This is a genomic window from Amycolatopsis oliviviridis, from assembly GCF_014654365.1.
GTDB classification, from domain to species: domain Bacteria; phylum Actinomycetota; class Actinomycetes; order Mycobacteriales; family Pseudonocardiaceae; genus Amycolatopsis; species Amycolatopsis oliviviridis.
Genome location: NZ_BNAY01000001.1, coordinates 1,617,420 through 1,634,894, shown reverse-complemented (window position 1 = coordinate 1,634,894; position 17,475 = coordinate 1,617,420). Strand labels below are relative to the sequence as shown.

Sequence of the window (17,475 nt, the reverse complement as noted above, 5' to 3'; positions counted from 1 at the left end):
GGGTTCAGTTCGCTATCGCTCCTTCCGGCATCGGCTCGAACCGGGCGTGCCTGCGGGTGAACGTCGCCGTGCCCGAGGTCAGTGAACGTAGGTCGATCGCGTAGCGCAGGAGTTCCACCGCGGGCACCTCGGCACGGATGATCGTGCGGCCACCCTCGTCGGCTTCGGTGCCCAGCACGCGGCCACGCCGGGACGAGAGGTCACCCAGGACGGTGCCCAGATGCTCGTCCGGAAGCCGCACGGCCACTTCTTCGAGCGGTTCGAGCAGCGAGATCTTGCCCGCCGCGGCGGCCTCCTTCAACGCCAGCGCACCCGCCGTCTGGAACGCGGCGTCCGACGAGTCGACGCTGTGCGCCTTGCCGTCGACGAGGGTCACCCGGATGTCGATCAGCGGATGGCCGTCGACGAGCCCTCGCTGGGCCTGGGCCCGTACTCCCTTTTCGACGCTCGGGATGAACTGGTGGGGCACCGAACCGCCGACGACCTTGTCCACGAACTCGAAGCCCGAACCTCTCGGCAGCGGCTGGACTTCGATGTCGCAGACGGCGAACTGGCCGTGACCGCCGGACTGCTTGACGTGCCGCCCGTGCCCGCGACCCGGTCCGGCGAAGGTCGAGCGCAGGCTGATGCGAACGGGTTCGGTGTCCACATCGGCGCCGCCCGCGCGCAGCCGCGACAGCACGACATCGGCGTGCGCCTCGCCCATGCACCACAACACCAGCTGGTTGGTTTCGGCGTTGCGGTCGAGCCGCAGTGTCGGATCACCCGCGACGAGCCGCGAGAGATTGCGCGCGAGTGTGTCCTCGTCGCTGCGTGTCTTCGCGATGACGGCGACCGGCAGGAGCGGTTCCGGCATCGTCCACGGTTTCATGATCAACGGGTCTTCGGGCGAGGAGACGGTGTCGCCCGTTTCCGCCGAGCCGACCTTGGTGAGCGCGCAGAGATCGCCCGCGACGCAGTACGGGACTTCGCGCAGGTTCGCGCCGAGCGGCGAGTAAAGATGCGCGACCCGCTCGTCGGCGTCGTGGTCTTCGTGCCCGCGTTCGGCGAGGCCGTGACCCGAGACGTGGACGGGCCGCTCCGGGCGAAGCGTCCCGGAGAACACCCGCACCAGCGACACCCTGCCGACATAGGAGTCGACCGCGGTCCGGACCACCTCGGCCGCGAGCGGGCCCGCGGGATCGGCGCGGAGACTCGCGTGCGGTTCGCCGGTCGGCGAGGTGACCTCCGGCGGGACGTGTTCCAGCGGCGACGGGAAGGCGCGCACGATCCCGTCGAGGACTTCGGCGAGCCCGACGCCGGTCGTCGCGCACACCGGGATCACCGGATGGAAGGACCCTCGGGCGACGGCGGTCTCCAGGTCGGCGATCAGCGTTTCTTCGGGGATCTCCTCGCCGGAGAGGTACCGATCCATCAAGGACTCGTCCTCGCTCTCGGCGATGACTCCCTCGATCAGTTCGTTGCGGGCCTCGGTCATCCGCGCGAGATCGTCCCCGGCCGGCTCGCCGACCTCGGGCGGGAAGCCTTGCGAGTAGTCGAAGTAGCGACGCGTGATGAGCCCGACGAGCCCGTCGCGCGCGGGCAGGTACAGCGGGAGGACGCCGGCGCCGAAGGCGGCCTGGCAGGCCGCGATCTCGCCTTCGGGGTCGGCGCGGTGATGATCGAGCCGGGAGACGATCACCGCCCTCGGCATCCCGACGGCCGCGCATTCCTCCCAGACCGCGATCGTCGCCGCGTCAACGCCTTCCGCCGCGCAGACCACGAACAGCGCCGCGTCGGCGGCGCGCAGCCCGGCCCGCAGTTCGCCGACGAAATCGGCGTACCCGGGGGTGTCGATGAGGTTGATCTTGTGGTCCTGGTGCAGCACCGGCGCGACCGAAAGGCCGACCGATCGTTGCTGCCGGACCGCGGCGGGGTCGTGGTCGCAGACCGTGGTGCCTTCCACGACGGAGCCCGCCCGTGTCACCGTGCCGGACGCGGCGAGCAGCGCCTCGGCGAGGGTCGTCTTGCCTGATCCCGACGGGCCGACCAGGACGACGTTGCGCACTTTCGCCGGGTCGTCCACAGCGACGGCGGCCCCGGAGTCTCCGTTCTTGCTCTGTTTGTCGGCCATGCCGGTCTCCTCACCACACGATGCCGCGTACAGGTGTGTCCTCGATCACACACCCGCGACGGCCGTCGCGGCAAGGCGACCGGCGAGGGAACCCCCGAATGTCGACGCGCCGTTATGCTCGATGGCGGACACCCGGAGGCGAATCCGAACCGAATCCGAGGGTGGGGGATGAGCGATGGAGCTCGACAGACGAACGGTGTTACGACTGGCAGGAGCGGTGCCGGTGCTGGCGTCGGCGACCGCGGCGATCCCCGGGCACGGCGGCGGGGACGAATGGGAGCGGTTACGCGCCAGATTGGCGGGCACGCTCTTCCGGCCCGGTGAGCCCGGCTACGACGAAGCGCGGCTCGGGTTCTTCTCGCTGTACGACCACCGGCTGCCCGCCGGTGTGGCGGTATGTGCGAACGAGGACGACGTCCGGCGCTGCGTGGATTTCGCGGCGCGGCACCACGTGCCGATCGCGGCCCGCTCGGGCGGGCACAGTTACGTCGGTTATTCCATTGTGGACAGAGGGCTCATCGTCGATCTGTCCCGGCTGAACGCGATCGAGATCCTGCCGGGCGGCCGGGCCGCGATCGGGGCGGGCGCGGCCCTCGGTCACGTGTACGAGGCGCTGGCGGCGGCGGGCCGCGCGCTCCCGGCGGGCAGTTGCCCGCAGGTCGGCATCGCGGGACTGACCCTGGGTGGCGGGATCGGCGTCCTGGGCCGCAAGTACGGTCTGACCTGCGACAACCTTGAGTCCGTGCGGTTCGTCGGCGCGGACGGGAAGCTGCGCCTGGTATCGGCGGAGACCGCGCCGGACCTGCTGTGGGCGTTGCGCGGCGGTGGTGGCGGCAACTTCGGCATCGTCACGTCGTTCACCTTCAAGACGGCGGCCGCGCGCACGCTGACGAACTTCAACCTGGTCTTCCCGCCCGCCGCACTGGCCGCACTGGTCGCGGCTTGGCAGGAGTGGCAGCCCGCGATGCCGGACGAACTGTGGTCCGGGATGGGGCTCGGCGCCACGGCCGCGAACTGCGGCGGTTGTTTCGTGGGCCGTGCCGCGCAGGTGAACCCGCTGCTCGACGACCTCGTCCGCCGCGTCGGCGTCGAGCCGCTCACGCGTGAGGTGACCGAACAAGGCCACCTCGCCACCATGCGCGCCTTCGCCGAAGAGGTCCACTTCCCCGCGGCGGTCGATCAGCGCGGGGAGTACGTGGCCACTTCGAGAATGCTGACCCACAAGGTGCCCGACCCCGACGCGCTGGCGGCGTTGCTGGCGAGCGATCCTCGGCTGTACTCGATCGTGGACGCTTACGGTGGCGCGATCGCGCGGGTGCCGTCGAGCGAGTCGTGCTTCCCACATCGATCCGCGCTGGGCAGCATCCAGATCACCCGCGGCCTGGACGGTGGCGAGGCGAAGGCACGGCGAGAGATCGGCCGGGTGCGGGACGAACTCGGCCGGGAGTACGGGCAGGCCGGGTACGTCAACTACATCGACCCGGAGATGCCGGACTGGGCGAACGCGTACTACGGCGAAAGCCTGCCGCGGCTGCGGCGGGTGGCGCGGAAGTACGACCCGGACGGCCTGTTCGCCTTCGAGCAGGGCCTGGCCCGCTGACTTCCTGACGCGTTTCGTCCTCTGATTGCGGTAGTTCGACGTCGAAGCACCGCAACCAGAGGACGAAACGCGGGGTGAGTGCGGGCCAGATCACCCAGTGGACTGCTGAAATCGCCGCGAACTGGCCTGCTTCAGAGGTCCAAAAGCGGCCTACCCTCGGAGATGTCATCCCACCTCGCGCGCTTTCCGAAAGGTCCAGCAGTGTCTGACGACTCCACGAACACGGCCACCACCTCGCTCACCGGCACCGCCCGGGTCAAGCGCGGGATGGCGGAGATGCTCAAGGGCGGTGTGATCATGGACGTGGTCACCGCCGAGCAGGCGAAGATCGCCGAAGACGCCGGCGCCGTCGCGGTGATGGCGCTCGAGCGGGTCCCCGCGGACATCCGCGCGCAGGGCGGTGTCGCGCGGATGAGCGACCCGGACCTGATCGACGGCATCATCGAGGCCGTCTCGATCCCCGTCATGGCGAAGGCCCGCATCGGCCACTTCGTCGAGGCGCAGCTGCTGCAGTCGCTCGGGGTCGACTACATCGACGAGTCCGAGGTGCTGACCCCGGCCGACTACGAGAACCACATCGACAAGTGGGCCTTCACCGTGCCCTTCGTCTGTGGTGCGACCAACCTCGGCGAGGCGCTGCGCCGGATCAACGAGGGCGCGGCGATGATCCGCTCCAAGGGTGAGGCCGGCACCGGCGACGTCTCGAACGCGACCACGCACATGCGCAAGATCCGCGCGGAGCTGCGTCGCCTCTCGTCGCTCCCCGAGGACGAGCTTTATGTTGCGGCAAAGGAACTCCAGGCTCCGTACGAGCTCGTCAAGGAGGTCGCCGAGAAGGGCAAGCTCCCCGTCGTGCTGTTCACCGCGGGCGGTATCGCGACCCCGGCCGACGCCGCGATGATGATGCAGCTCGGTGCCGAAGGCGTGTTCGTCGGCTCCGGCATCTTCAAGTCGGGCAACCCGGCGCAGCGCGCCGAAGCGATCGTCAAGGCCACCACGTTCCACGACGACCCGGACGTCATCGCGAAGGTTTCGCGCGGTCTCGGGGAAGCGATGGTCGGCATCAACGTCGACGACGTGCCCGAGCCGCACCGCCTTTCCGAGCGCGGCTGGTAAGCACCGGCTCGGTCGATCGAGAGGCCCCGCGGACGGCTGTCCGCGGGGCCTCTCGTGTCGCCGGTCAGCAGTTGATCACGTCATGGACCGGGTTCCAGTCGTATACGTGGTTGTTGGACGGGGCTTTGCTGGAATCGATGGGAAATCCCGAGTTGTTGAGGAACAGCGCGACCGTGTCCTTCGTCTGGTTGTTCCCCCAGGATCCGACCGAGGCCCACGGGATGCGGTAGGTGTCGCATTTGTACATGTCGATCTGGGTTCCCTTGCCGAACGTGCCCGAATAGGCGCAGAAGTGACCGTAGGCGGTTCCGCCGTCACAAGGTCCCGGGATCTTCGCGGCTCCGGGCGGAGATCCGAGTTCGCGGGGACTTTCCTCGCCCGGCAAGGCGATGCGAACCTCCGCCTCGCCGTCGATGTCGATCTTGTTGGGCGCGGTCTGTCTTCCGCCCATGGTCGCCAGATAGCGTTCGACTTCAAGCTGAAGCCATTCCGCTTGTGCGGCGTTGAGACCCGCGGTCGTTGCCTGGATCATGAAACGCTGACGGTCCGGGGCAGCGGCGTCCGCCGCCGCGGTTCCGGTACCTGCCGCCACCGCCGCGATGGACAACGCGGCGGCCAGGGACAAAATACGCTTGATCATGAACGCACCTTTCGTGCCATCCGGAACTGGGAGCGCCGCGCGGGCGGGCGTCGAAGCCCGCCCGCGCGGTGTCGATCGAAAGCGGTGTCGATCGAAAGAAGTCCGCCGATGCGGTGACCGGCAGGGTCAGCAGGCCTGCTGGTGGGACGCCCAGCTGATCTTGCTCGTGGGGCCGAGGTAGCGGTCATCGCCGACGGGAGCGCAATACCACCACTCGTTCTTGTCGTCCCAGGTGTCCACATAGACGCCGACGGGGATGGTGCCGCAGTGCTTGTAGTAGGCGTGCCCTCCCGCTGTGTAGAAGCCGCACACCTCCACCGTGTTCTCGGCCGCACCGGCCTGCACCGCGCCGGACACCAGCAAAGCCGACGCTCCCAGGAAAGCCGCCAGTCCTCTGGTCAGGGTTTCGCGCATCTCGATTCACCTTTCTCGGGTTGTTCTGATCAAGGGTTCAGGCGATGTGATGGACGCCGGTCCAGCCGGGGTAGCGCCAGTGGGCTCCCTGGTAGTAGTCCTTGCCGCCGGTGTTGCCGATGACGTTGCCGTAGACCTGGAGTTCGCCGGCCGTGGTGACTCCCATGAGGTCGGCGTAGCCGTCGCCGGTCACGTCACTGACGGCGATGCCGTCGACCTGGTTCCAGCCCGCCTTGATCGACCAGGTCGGGTTGAGGAAAGGCCATCCGTTGTTGCCGGGCAACAGGATTCCGTTGCCGAACACGGTCAGGGAACCGTCGTCGCGAATGGCGACGAGGTCGCCGTAGCCGTCACCGGTGACGTCGCCGACGGCGATGTCGCGGACATCGGCGCCCCAGCCGCTGGTATAGGTCATCGCGACGCCGCGGAACGGGAGCGCGTTGTCCCCGATCTCCTTGGTGTTGAAGAAGACCTGCATGGTTCCGTCCGCCATCGTGGCGACGAGGTCCGCCCAGCCGTCGTGGTTGATGTCGCCGGTGGCGATATGGGTGGCACCCGCCCAGTTCGTGTACTCGCGGTACACACCGGTGAACGGCGAATTGTCACCGTTGACCAGTGATCCGTTGGCGTAGATCTGAAGCTTGCCGGTCGCGGTGAGCACGACGAAGTCCGCGTAGCCGTCACCGGTGACGTCAGCGACGGAAATGGACTTCGCGTCCTGCTTCCAGTTGGTGTTCGCCGTCTGCCACAGGCGGTCCCTGAACGGCACCCCGCCCCAGTCGGAACGCAGGAACCCGTTGCCGAACACGGCGAGCCTGCCGTCGGCGTCGACCGCGGTCAGATCGGCGTAGCCGTCACCGGTCACGTCGCCGACGGTGCGGTCCACGGGCCTGGGCACGGACGCGTCGATGTTCCGGTATCGCAAGGGGGTGAAGGTGTTCGCGTAGTCGGCAGACCAGGTCTTTTCCCTGGCGTAGAGCCCGAAATCCGGTTCTTCACGGACGACGGGCCTGCCGCCGTCTTCCCATCGGACGAAGAGCGCGATGTGCTGGACGCTGCCGTCACGACGCCACAGGGCGTCACCCGGTTGAAGATCGGACCGGGGGATGCGGTCGGTGACCTGGGTGATGGTGGCCGTGCTGTAGTCGCCGCCACCGGGCAGTTTCGGCAGGTGCCAGGCCATCGACACGTAGCCGGAGCAGTCTTGGCGATACCGTACGCCCTGCGGATCCGGATAGCTCGAGGTCTGGCTGTAGGGGACACGCTGGTCGATCCAGTACTGCGCGCGGGAAAGTACTTCGCCTCGCGTGATGGGGCCGCCGATCTCACTGGCCACGGTCGCGGCGGACGCGGGCGTGATCAGGCTTGCCGCCAAGGTGGCTGTCGCGACGAAGAGGACGGTCGCGAAGGACCACCATCTTCGCCGTGGTGCTCGGTCTTTTCCGGGATTCTGCAACGCCGACGAACGGTTCATGGGGCAGCCCTTCATCCAGGTGAACAGGTCGGAAGACTCGTCGATAGACGGTTAATGTGATCGGATCATTGTTCTCGATCACTTTGATGACACCAGTGGACTGTAGTGACCTCGCTCGAAAGCTGTCAATGAACTGATTGCACTAGTGGCTCGAGTCAGTTCGATGACGCAGTGATGACGGTCGGCGACGCAGGATGGGGGAACGCCTCGTCAGCGCCATCGCCGACGATCGACGCTGGTGATAGCCTGGTCCAGGTCAGATCAGTTCAATGATCCGCCTGGGGGCGGAAGGTGGTCCGTGAACGAGAAGCAGCAGGTCCCGCGGACCCTGGCCGAGAAGGTGGACTACCTGTTCAGGGAGGTCCATCCGCGTGATCGCAAACAGTTCACCCATCCCGAGGTGGCGAAGGCCACCGGTCTCTCCACCGGGCTGCTCTCCGCGCTGCGGTCGGGGAAGAACGTCAATCCCACCAAGGACACCTTGGAGAAGCTGGGCAAGTTCTTCGGTGTGTCGGCCGTGTACTTCCTGGACGACGAGCCCTCCGAGCAGGTGAGCGCCCAGATCGCCTTGGCCGCGCTGTTGCGGGACGCCGGAATCGCCCGGGTGGCCGCTAGGATGGTCGGTCTGTCCGATGGGAGTCTGGAAACCGTAACGGCCATGACCGAACAGCTTCGAAAGCTGGAAGGACTCGACTCCGACAACGCCGGGGGGCGTCGAACTTGATGTGGCGTCGCGGATCCCGCCGGATCGAACGGCGGTGTCAGCGCGTGGTGGGTCAATTGGCGGTACCGGATTCTCGCAGCGTCCGCGAACTGTGCGACCGGGTGGGCGGAGAGCGGGGCAGGCCGATCGCGCTGCTGCCGCTGCCGATGTCGGCCTCGGGCGCCTGCGGACTGTGGATGGCGGGGGCCCATGCGGACTACATCTGCTACGAGCGCGACACCACGCCTGTGCACCAAGCACATATCGTGCTGCACGAACTGGGACACATCCTGTGCGAGCACCCCGGTGCCGAGCACGTCGAGTCGGCGTTCGCGGGCATCTTCCCCGATCTGAGCGCCACCACGCTCAAGATCATGCTGGCCAGGCAGCACGCCGGTTTCACCACGCAGCACGAGGCCGAAGCGGAGACCGTGGCCTACCTGATCTCGGAGATCCTCGAAACGCGATCACGTCGCCCGGATCGGGAACCGACCGAGATGAGCGCCCGGCTGAGTCAGGCGCTGGAGTGGTAACGAGCACTGGGGGGAAGCCGGATGCCGGTCGCCAGCGTCGTTCATCTCATCGCCTTGGTGACGATCGCCGTGGCCGTCGTCTACCGGGCAACGACCTGGCGGGAGGACAACAAGGCTCCCGCCGGACGGGCCCTGTCCTTGACGATGGTGAACCTTTTCGCCCTCTACCTGCTCGGCTGGGCACCGGCCTATTGGCTGGCCTACGACCTTTTGGGGCATGTCCCGAGCCTGCCGCAGGTCATCCAGCACATCGTGTGGATGGCCATGTCGTTCTACGCGCACATCTTCGTGATCCGGGTGTCCGCTCCCGCGGGCCAGCTGCGCCGTCGTCTGCGGTTCGGCCGGACGTTGTTCGCGGTGGCCCTCCCGTTGCTGCTGATCGGCTACGTGATCGGCCCGTTGCGCATCGGGCTGCCGATCGTCGGACCGAGCGGTACCCATGATCCGGGTGTGCTCGTCTACGACCTGATCTGGGAGACCCACAACATCATCGTCCTGGTCGACATCCTGCTCGTCCGCTGGCGCGGGATGACCATCGAGAGCACCTATCTGCGGATCGGGGTGCGCTTCATGGGGCTCGGCTGCCTGATCTGGCTGGTCATGCTGATCCACAAGGTCGTCTATCAGACGATCGTCGGCCTGGGGTACGACCTGCCGTACGAAGAGAACGGCGTGCACGGCATCCAGTTCCTGTTCTCCGCCCCAGGGGTCTGCTTCCTGGTGATCGGGATGACCATCCCGTCCTGGGGGCCGCGCGTGGCCCGATACTGGCGACGGCTGCGTGCCTATCACCACCTGACCCCGCTGTGGGAAGCACTCGCCCCGACGCGGACGGCCATTCCGGTCGCCGCCCCGCGCAGCCGCCGCTCCCGGCTACGCCACCGGGTCATCGGCATCCGCGACGCACTGGTCGGTCCGCTGCGCGACCACCTCGACGAGAACACGATCCGCCTCGCCAAAGAGGAAGCGATGCGGTCCGGGCTGACGGAGGACGACGCGCAGGCGGTCGCCGAGGCGGCGCTCATCGCCGCCGCGGTGTCGGCGTATTCCCACGGCGGGCCCGTCTCGATCCCCACGACCCCGGCACCACAATTGCGGCAGGAGGAGGACTTCGACGCCGAGACGGCGTGGCTGGTCAAAATCAGCCAGGCATACAGCCGCTCTCCGATCGTTCCCGCGATCTTGCGGCGAGAGTCGTCGTCTTTGATGAACCCGGCCGGCCGCGGGGAGTGAGCGTTTGTAGGGTTCGCGGCATGAACCAGCCGATTCCGTTCGTCGACCTCAACTTCAAGCTCGCCGTCGTCCAAGAGCTGATGTACAACCAGGCTCTCCTCCCGAAGTTCGACCTGCGGGAGTACGCCGCCGAGAAGGGCTTCACCTACGAGGACGGGAGCGTCGAGGCGGTTCCTGAGGCTCTGGAGTACTTCGAGGCGCTCGAGGTACCGGCCGGGCTCGCGGAGAAGGTCACCGAGATCGACATGGACGGCGGCAACGAGATCTACCTCGAGATCGCGCCGAACTGGGACGGCGAGGACGGGCTGTTCGACGTCGACGAGTTCGCCGACGTGCGGAGTTTTCCTAACTTGAAGTCGATGACACTGCTCTACACGGGCAACGAGGAGGCGCTGAAGGCGTTGCGTGCTCGCGGCATCGAGGCGGACTGGCTTTGACCTGCGGCTCTAACCGGAGGAACCGCGGCCGCTCTTCGGTTGTTTGATCGTCGGACAGCGGATCGCGGGAGGTTGATGCCGGCGTGCGGAGGGCACGCCGGGATCAAGGAGGAGATATGCGCACTCTTCGGTTCGTTTCCACGGCGGTGGGCGCCGCCGCCGTCGCGGCGATGCTCGTCGCGGCACCGGCTTCGGCCGCTCAGGACGGAGTCGCGACGCTGAAGGCGGCGGGCATCGACGCCGCGAAGCTCGCCCCGGGCTGGAAGATCGTCGGGGACGAGGTCGTCTGGACCGACAGGGGAGTCACCCTGTCGCTTTCGCCCAAGGCGCCTGGCGATTGTGCGGCGAACTACGTGTGCCTGTGGGAGCACCGCGATTTCAGCAGGAACGGCAGGCGGCTCCAGTTCCATGACGCGGGCCTGCACAACCTGGTCGACTACGGCTTCAACGACAAGATGTCGTCCTGGTACAACCGGCGTTCGGTCGACGCCCGCTGGTATTACAACATCGGCAGCGGGACCAGTCGCTGCATGCAGGCGGGGGGCCGGTCTGCGTATGTCGGAAACGGCGACAACGACGAGGCGACCTCGCTGCGCATCTACACCTCCGGCAGCGCCTGCTGAGCGAGGTGTTCGTTCGAATGCCGGACGCCCCCTGCGGCTGTTTCTGAGACTCTCGTCTTAGGGTCTCGAATACTGGGGGAGAACCGGTGAAGGACAAGAACTATTTCTATCGTCTGTTCGGCGAGCCCGCGGCCGAGTGGCAGGGCACCGACCTGCCACTCGGTCCGCCGCAGGCACGCCGCGTGTTCGCGCTCCTGCTGACCGAAGCGGGCAGACCGGTGCCTCTCGACCGGATCATCGACGAGCTCTGGGGCGAAACACCACCGATTTCGGCGAAAGTCCAAGTCCAGGGCCTGATTTCGGGACTGCGCCGCGCCTTGCGCTCGCCACAGGGCGAACGGCCGATCCTCACCAGGGGAGCGGCGTACCTGCTCGACGCGCCGCCGGAGCAGACCGACACCGGCCGGTTCCTCTGCCTCGCCGCCCAGGGCCGCGAGCTGCTCGCCCGGGACTGCCATCGCGAGGCGGCCCAGCGGTTCGGGGACGCGCTCGAACTGTGGCGCGGGCCGGTGCTCGCCGGGATCCCGGCCGCCGCCGAGGTCGTCGCGCGCTGGGAGGAAGAGCGCCTTTCGGTGCTGGAGGACCAAACCGAGGCGGAGCTCGGCCTCGGGGAGCACGACCGGCTGGTGCCCCGGCTCCGCGACCTGCTCGCCGCTGCGCCGTTCCGCGAGCGGGTCTGCGGTCAGCTGATGACCGCGCTCGCCCGCGCCGGACGGATGGCCGAGGCACTCGACGTCTACACCGAATGGCGCCGCAGGCTGGTCGACGAACTCGGGGTCGAGCCGTCCCCGGCGATCCGCGCCCTGCAGTGCGAGATCCTGCGTGACGGCCAGTGCCGGACGGCGCGCGAGTATCCCGTGTACCAGGAGCCCGCGGTGCCGAGCCAGCTGCCGCCGGGGATCCCGGACTTCGTCGGCAGGGAAGCGCTCATCGCGGAACTGCTGGAGGAACTGGGGGACGGCGACGGCCGCGGCACCCCGCCCGTCCTGCTGCTGACCGGCGCCGGCGGGATCGGGAAGTCCTCGCTGGCGATCCGGCTCGCGCACCGGGTCGCGGACGACTATCCCGACGGCAGGCTGTTCGCCGCCCTGCGCGGGACGACGAACGAGCCGAGATCGCCGGAGGCCGTACTCGCCGGATTCCTGCGCGCGTTCGGCGTTCCCTCCGACGAGATCCCGGCCGACATCGACGAAAGCGCCTGCCTGTTCCGCAGTCTGGTCCACGGGCGCCGCGTGTTGCTGGTCCTCGACGACGCCGCCGGCGAGGCCCAGCTGAGGCCGTTGCTGCCCGCCGGTGGCGGCTGTGCGGTGATCGTCACGAGCCGGTTCGTGCTGGACGGGCTCGAACTCGGCCGCCGGGTCCCGGTCGATGTCCTGTCGAACGCCGACGCGGAGGTGCTCCTCGCGAAGCTCACCGAAATCGACGAAGATCCCGTTGCCGCCCAACAGGTTCTCGAACACTGTGGTGGTCTCCCGCTGGCGTTGCGGATCGTCGGCAGCCGGATCGGCGACCGCACGGGCTGGCGACTCGCCGACGTCGCGGGCGAACTCTCCGTCGAACGGCGGCGACTGGATTGGCTGTATGCCGGGGATCTCGCCGTCCGCGGCAGCCTTTCCCTCGGCTACCGGCAGCTGGCGCCCGATCGGCAACGGCTCTTCCGCAGGCTGGGTCTGTTGCCCTCGGCCGATTTCCCCACCTGGGCGGCGGCGCTGGCCGACGGCGGCGAACCCGACATGACCTCCCGCGGACTCGAAGACCTGCGGCATCGGCACATGGTCCAGCCGGTGCCCCGTGCGACCGGTGTGCCCCGCTATCGCGTGCACGACCTCTTGCGCGCGTTCGCGATCGAGGAGGTCGCGGCCGAGCCGGAGCGGATCCGCGCGGAGACGACCGAACGCGTGCTCGGCGGTTGGCTCTGGCTCGCGGAGAAGGCGTCGGATCGGTTGTCCCGCAGCGTGTTGCGGCCCGAGCCCGGCAACGCCACCCGGACCTTCGTCGACGAACGGCTGGTGACCGAACCGCTTTCGTGGTTCCAGGGCGAGGTTCCCGCGCTGGAGGCCGCCGTCTCGCGCGCGGCGGAAGCCGGACTCGGGGAACTCGCCTGGGAGCTCGCCGTCGTGACCGGTTCGTACTTCGACCACAGTGGACTGTACGCGGAATGGGCACGATGCCACCGGTACGCGCTCGACGCGGCGCGCGTGTCGGGCTGCGCACGCGGGGAAGCCGCGCTGCTGCGCGGAATCGGCCAGGTCCATCTGTACCGGGACGACTTCCGGGAAGCGAGCGAAGCGTTCACGGAGTCGTACCGGATCAGCGAACGGATCGCCGACGTCGCGGGCCGGGCCAGGGCGCTGACCGGGCTCTGCGTCCTCGCCCGGTCGATCGGGCGGTCCGAGACGTCGCGTACGACCGCGAAGCGGGCGCTGGCCCTGTTCCGCGAGGTCGGCGACGTCCTCGGCATGGCGCACGCCCACACCTCGCACGCCGCCGCGAGTATGCAACTCGGCCTCCTCGACGAGGCCGACGCGGACCTGGACGAGGCCTCGCGGCTGTGCGCCGAACTGGACGACCCGCACCGCGTGGCGCTCGTCCTGCGCAGACGGGGGCAGCTGCACCTGCTGCGCAAGGACAAACGGAGCGCGATGTCGTGCCTGCGCCACGCGCTGGAACTGCTCGACCCGCTTCCCGACGAGATCTGCGCGTCGCGGGTCCGCGCCGATCTCGCCCGGATCCACGCGATGCCGGCGAACCGGCACGTCCCCACGAAGGTGCTGATCGGCACCCTGTGACCGGACCGGGAATCAGCCGCGCCAGTGCGCCTCCGGCAACGCGGGGACCCGGTGACCCCGGTGACCGGTCATCTCCTCGTTCGCGAACAGCGCGTTGAGCACCGCCTCCTCGGTCGCCTGCACCACGGCTTCGAAGAACGGGTCGAGCCTGCCCCAAGGAATGAAGCGGAGGTTCTCGTACTCGGCCTCGTCCGTCCGGGGGAACCGGCAGGTGAGCGCACCCGGGTTCGCCGTGCTGAACGCGAGGAACAGATCACCGGAGAAATGCGAGCCCGTGGTGCCGGTGCGGGCGAGGCCGAGCGGGACCCGGCGCGCGAGCGACGTGCACTGGCCGGGCAGCAGGGGAGCGTCGGTCCCCACGATCACGATCACCGATCCCGTGCCCGACGGGGCCGACCAAGCCTCCTCCATCGGGTTGTCGGCGCCGAGTTCGAGGCCGACGTGCTCGCCCGCCACGGTGAGTTCGCGCCGCGAGCCGAAGTTGGCCTGAACCAGCACACCCACGGTGTACTCGTCGTCCCCATAGGACACCCGGCGGGAGGAAGTGCCGGTGCCGCCGTTGAAGCCGTAACAGGTCATCCCGGTGCCACCGCCGACGGAGCCTTCATCGACCGGACCGCCTCGCGCGGCGTCGATCGCGGCGATCGCGTGTCCACCGTGGATGGTCGGCGCGGTGCTGTCGTTCAGGTAGCCGTCCCAGGTTTCCGCGACCACCGGCAGCAGCCATTCGGCCGCGACGTCGGGCCGTTCGCGCACCACCCAGTCGATCACGCCGCGATGACACGCGCCGACGGCGTGCGTGGAGGTGATCAGCACCGGCAGGGTCAGCGACCCGGTCTCGGCCAGCCACGCGGTGCCGGTCATCTCGCCGTTGCCGTTGAGGGCGTACGTCCCGGCGGCGCACGGCACGGCGAAGTCCTCGCGCCCGCGCGGCAGGACGGCGGTGACACCGGTGCGCACCGAGTCGCCTTCGACGAGTGTCGTGAAACCGATCTCGACGCCGGGGACGTCGGTGAGCGCGTTGAGCTCGCCGGTCCGGCCGGGCAGCGGGATACCCAGGTCGCGGGCGCGGGTCATGAACGGTCCTCCAAAGGGTTCGAGGTGGCGATGCGGGCGTAAGAGAGCAACAGGGCTTCGGCGGTCGCGGTTTCCAGCGTCGGCACGGCCTGGGTGAGGTGCAGGCCGTAGCCGTCTTCCAGCGCGACGAGGTTCCGGGCGATCGCGACGGCGTCCGCGGTCAGGGTGAACTCGCCGGTGGCCGCGCCCGCTTCGAGGATGCCGGTGTAGATCCGGACCTGCTGCTCGTAGAGCGCGATGTGCCGGGCGGCGTACGCGGGGTCGCGGCGGGCGATCGTGCCGAGTTCGTAGAGCAGCACGCAGAGTTCGTCCGTGGGGCCGGTGGGCAGGCCACTGCGGATCATCGCCGTCAGCCGTTCGGCGGGGCTCGACTTCGCGGCGGCGGCCAGCTCCCTCGCCGAGCAGAACCTGGCCACCGCCTCACGCTGCACTTCCTGGAGCAGGTCGGTGAGGGTGGGGAAGTAGTACAGGACCGAACCCGACGACAGTCCCGCGCCCTCGGCGATGTCCCTCAGCCGCAGGTTCAGCACGCCGCGGTCGAGGAGGGCCCGTCTGGCCACCTCGATCAGTTCGGCTCGTCGTTCCGGTGCCTTGCTCGGTCTTGCCATGCCCTCATTCTTCGAATCTTGTTCGAAAAACGCAAGGCCTGATCGCGATCAGGCCTTGACGTCACAACGTGAAGGGCCTTTGATGCGTGCTCAACAGTTCTTCGAAGGAGATTCAAGGAACCCACCTTGTAGGAGGTCGGCCGTGTCCACTCCCGCCCTGCGCCGCGGTCTGCGCACCCTCGGCACGCTGCTCATCACGCTCTCCGCGATCAGCCCCGCCTCGTCGGTCTTCATCATCGCGCCGGGGGTGATCTCCGGCGCCGGGACGGGCGCCTTCTACAGCTTCGTGGCCGCCGCGGTCGTCGGGGTGTTCATGGCCTTCGTCTACGCCGAACTCGCGTCGGCGTTCCCGCTGGCGGGCGGCGAGTACGCGATCGTCACCCGTACGCTCGGCCGCTTGCCCGGATTCGCCGTGCTGGGCCTGATGATCATCACGCAGGTCCTCATCGTGGCGGTGATCGCGCTCGGCGTCGGCACCTATCTCGGCGTCCTCCTCCCCGGGGTGGCCGGCCCGGTGATCGCCGCCGTGACCTGCGTGGTCGCGGCCGTGGTCGGGGTGTTCGACATCAAGCTCAACGCCTGGGTCACCGGGATCTTCCTGGCGATCGAGATCCTCGCGCTGATCGTGGTCAGCGCGCTCGGGCTGCTGAACCCGGCCCGCCCGTTCAGTGATCTGCTCACCCATCCGGTCGCTTCGGACGGCGGCCCGGCCACGGTCGGCGCCATCGCGATCGCCACGTCGGTCGCGATCTTCGCCTACAACGGCTACGGCTCGGCGGTGTACTTCGGTGAGGAGACGCAGGACGCCTCGCGCGGCATCGCCCGCGCGATCCTGTTCGCGCTCGGCATCACGGTGCTGGCCGAACTGATCCCGGTGACCGCGGTCCTCGTCGGCGCGCCGGATCTGAACGCGCTGTTCGCCTCGGAGAACATGCTGTCCTACTTCATCGGCTCGCTCGGCGGGGGAACCCTCGACACCGTGCTCGGCCTGGCCGTCGCGCTCGCGATCATCAACGCGGTGCTGGCGATCGTGCTGATCAGCTCGCGCATGCTGTTCAGCAGCGGCCGGGACAGCGCGTGGCCGTCACCGGTGAACCGGGCGCTGTCCGCCGTGCACCCGAGGTTCGGGACGCCGTGGGTGGCCACCGTCGGCACCGGCCTGGTCGCCGCGCTGCTCTGCTTCGTCGATCCGAAACTGCTGCTGGTGGTCACGAGCACGTCGATCGTGGCGGTCTACGCGGCGCTCTGCCTCGGCGCGATCATCGGCCGCCGCACCGGTGCCACGGCGCACGCCAAGTACCGGATGCCGTGGTTCCCGGTCGCGCCGGTGCTGGCGCTGGCCGTGCTGGTGTTCGTGGTCTACCAGAACCTGCTCGACCCGGCGGTGGGACGGCCGAGCCTGATCGTCACGGCCTGCGTCGTCCTGTTGTCGATCGCGTACTACCTCGTGGTGCTGCGGCGGAAGGGCGGCTGGAAACTCGCCGACGTCACCGAGGAGAAAGCCGAGGAGCGCGCCTGATCAGGTGTACTCCGCGATCTCGACGCCGTACGTGCCCGGCTCGAGCGCCTCGAAGATGTGCGGCACGTCGCCGGGGTAGCAGATGTAGTCGCCGGGCAGCAGCTCGACCGGCTCGTCCAGCGGCCCGACCTTGGCCCGGCCGGCGCTGAGGATCATGTGCTCGACAATGCCGCTCATATGCGGATCCGAGAGCCGCGGCTTGCCGGGCTCGGCGCGGATCAGGTAGACGTCGCGCCGGGCACCGGGCGGGCAGGAACTGAGCAGCGTGCACGCGTAGTCGGCGTGTTCGGCGAACACCGTCGGCCCGTTGCCCGAGCGGATGACCTGCACACGGGGGCGTTCGGGTTCGACCACCCGGGAGAACGGGACGTCGAGCGCGACGCACAGCGCCCAGATCGTCTCGACACTCGGGTTCCCGGCTCCGGACTCCAGCTGGGAGAGCGTGGATTTCGCGATGCCGGCGCGTTTCGCGACCTCGGTGAGGGACAGCCCGGTGCGGGCGCGTTCCCGGCGCAGGGACGTGGCGATGACGTCCAGTGGCGCGCTGCCGGACGCGGTCGGGGACATGCGTTCGCTCCATCGGTCGTTGCGTTCGC

General features: G+C 68.5%; 16 protein-coding genes. 9 read left to right on the top strand and 7 right to left on the bottom strand.

Annotation, left to right across the window (positions count from 1 at the left end; genetic code table 11):
- Positions 1–4: 4 nt before the first annotated feature.
- Positions 5–2,113: an elongation factor G-like protein EF-G2 gene (locus IE302_RS07135; RefSeq protein WP_191252857.1), complete on the bottom strand. Its 2,109-nt coding sequence runs from the start codon at positions 2,111–2,113 to the stop codon at positions 5–7.
- 175 nt (positions 2,114–2,288) lie between these two features.
- Here IE302_RS07135 and IE302_RS07130 point away from each other — a divergent pair, with 175 nt between their 5' ends.
- Both IE302_RS07130 and pdxS read left to right on the top strand, forming a co-directional pair.
- On the top strand, positions 2,289–3,713 hold the full coding sequence (locus IE302_RS07130) for an FAD-binding oxidoreductase (protein WP_191252856.1): 1,425 nt from the start codon (positions 2,289–2,291) through the stop codon (positions 3,711–3,713).
- Between the two features lie 201 nt (positions 3,714–3,914).
- The gene (gene pdxS, locus IE302_RS07125; protein WP_191252855.1) at positions 3,915–4,829 is read left to right on the top strand and encodes a pyridoxal 5'-phosphate synthase lyase subunit PdxS; all 915 of its coding nucleotides are present in this window, start codon (positions 3,915–3,917) and stop codon (positions 4,827–4,829) included.
- Positions 4,830–4,893: 64 nt separating this feature from the next.
- On the opposite strand, the gene IE302_RS07120 is transcribed toward pdxS, so the two are convergent.
- From IE302_RS07120 to IE302_RS07110, 3 genes are all read right to left on the bottom strand, one after another.
- The gene (locus IE302_RS07120; protein ID WP_191252853.1) at positions 4,894–5,469 is read right to left on the bottom strand and encodes a hypothetical protein; all 576 of its coding nucleotides are present in this window, start codon (positions 5,467–5,469) and stop codon (positions 4,894–4,896) included.
- Positions 5,470–5,595: 126 nt separating this feature from the next.
- Positions 5,596–5,883 (bottom strand): DUF6355 family natural product biosynthesis protein, encoded by a 288-nt coding sequence (locus tag IE302_RS07115; protein WP_191252851.1) that lies wholly within the window; start codon positions 5,881–5,883, stop codon positions 5,596–5,598.
- Between the two features lie 37 nt (positions 5,884–5,920).
- Complete coding sequence (locus IE302_RS07110; protein ID WP_191252849.1) at positions 5,921–7,357, bottom strand: C40 family peptidase; 1,437 nt, start codon at positions 7,355–7,357, stop codon at positions 5,921–5,923.
- 298 nt (positions 7,358–7,655) lie between these two features.
- Here IE302_RS07110 and IE302_RS07105 point away from each other — a divergent pair, with 298 nt between their 5' ends.
- The 6 genes from IE302_RS07105 (at position 7,656) to IE302_RS07080 (ending at position 13,675) form a co-directional block, all read left to right on the top strand.
- Positions 7,656–8,081, top strand: a complete 426-nt coding sequence (locus tag IE302_RS07105; RefSeq protein WP_191252847.1) for a helix-turn-helix domain-containing protein — start codon at positions 7,656–7,658, stop codon at positions 8,079–8,081.
- Between the two features lie 44 nt (positions 8,082–8,125).
- Positions 8,126–8,593, top strand: coding sequence for a toxin (locus IE302_RS07100; RefSeq protein WP_191252845.1), 468 nt, complete (start codon positions 8,126–8,128; stop codon positions 8,591–8,593).
- 21 nt (positions 8,594–8,614) lie between these two features.
- A complete protein-coding gene (locus tag IE302_RS07095; RefSeq protein ID WP_191252843.1) occupies positions 8,615–9,826 on the top strand; it encodes an MAB_1171c family putative transporter in 1,212 nt (403 codons plus the stop codon).
- Between the two features lie 20 nt (positions 9,827–9,846).
- On the top strand, positions 9,847–10,263 hold the full coding sequence (locus IE302_RS07090) for a DUF6892 domain-containing protein (RefSeq protein ID WP_191252841.1): 417 nt from the start codon (positions 9,847–9,849) through the stop codon (positions 10,261–10,263).
- A 116-nt stretch (positions 10,264–10,379) separates the two neighbouring features.
- A complete protein-coding gene (locus IE302_RS07085) occupies positions 10,380–10,886 on the top strand; it encodes a peptidase inhibitor family I36 protein (RefSeq protein ID WP_191252839.1) in 507 nt (168 codons plus the stop codon).
- Between the two features lie 86 nt (positions 10,887–10,972).
- Complete coding sequence (locus IE302_RS07080; protein WP_191252837.1) at positions 10,973–13,675, top strand: AfsR/SARP family transcriptional regulator; 2,703 nt, start codon at positions 10,973–10,975, stop codon at positions 13,673–13,675.
- A gap of 12 nt (positions 13,676–13,687) precedes the next feature.
- On the opposite strand, the gene IE302_RS07075 is transcribed toward IE302_RS07080, so the two are convergent.
- Entirely contained in the window at positions 13,688–14,752 is a 1,065-nt protein-coding gene (locus tag IE302_RS07075) for a DmpA family aminopeptidase (protein ID WP_191252835.1), read from the bottom strand.
- Positions 14,749–15,360 (bottom strand): TetR/AcrR family transcriptional regulator, encoded by a 612-nt coding sequence (locus IE302_RS07070; RefSeq protein WP_191252834.1) that lies wholly within the window; start codon positions 15,358–15,360, stop codon positions 14,749–14,751. The genes IE302_RS07075 and IE302_RS07070 overlap by 4 nt, the downstream gene beginning before the upstream one ends.
- Before the next feature lie 142 nt (positions 15,361–15,502).
- On the opposite strand from IE302_RS07070, the gene IE302_RS07065 reads away from it, so the two are divergent.
- The gene (locus IE302_RS07065) at positions 15,503–16,879 is read left to right on the top strand and encodes an APC family permease (protein ID WP_191252831.1); all 1,377 of its coding nucleotides are present in this window, start codon (positions 15,503–15,505) and stop codon (positions 16,877–16,879) included.
- Here IE302_RS07065 and IE302_RS07060 read toward each other — a convergent pair whose 3' ends face one another.
- Positions 16,880–17,446 (bottom strand): helix-turn-helix domain-containing protein, encoded by a 567-nt coding sequence (locus tag IE302_RS07060; protein ID WP_191252829.1) that lies wholly within the window; start codon positions 17,444–17,446, stop codon positions 16,880–16,882.
- Positions 17,447–17,475: the final 29 nt, after the last annotated feature.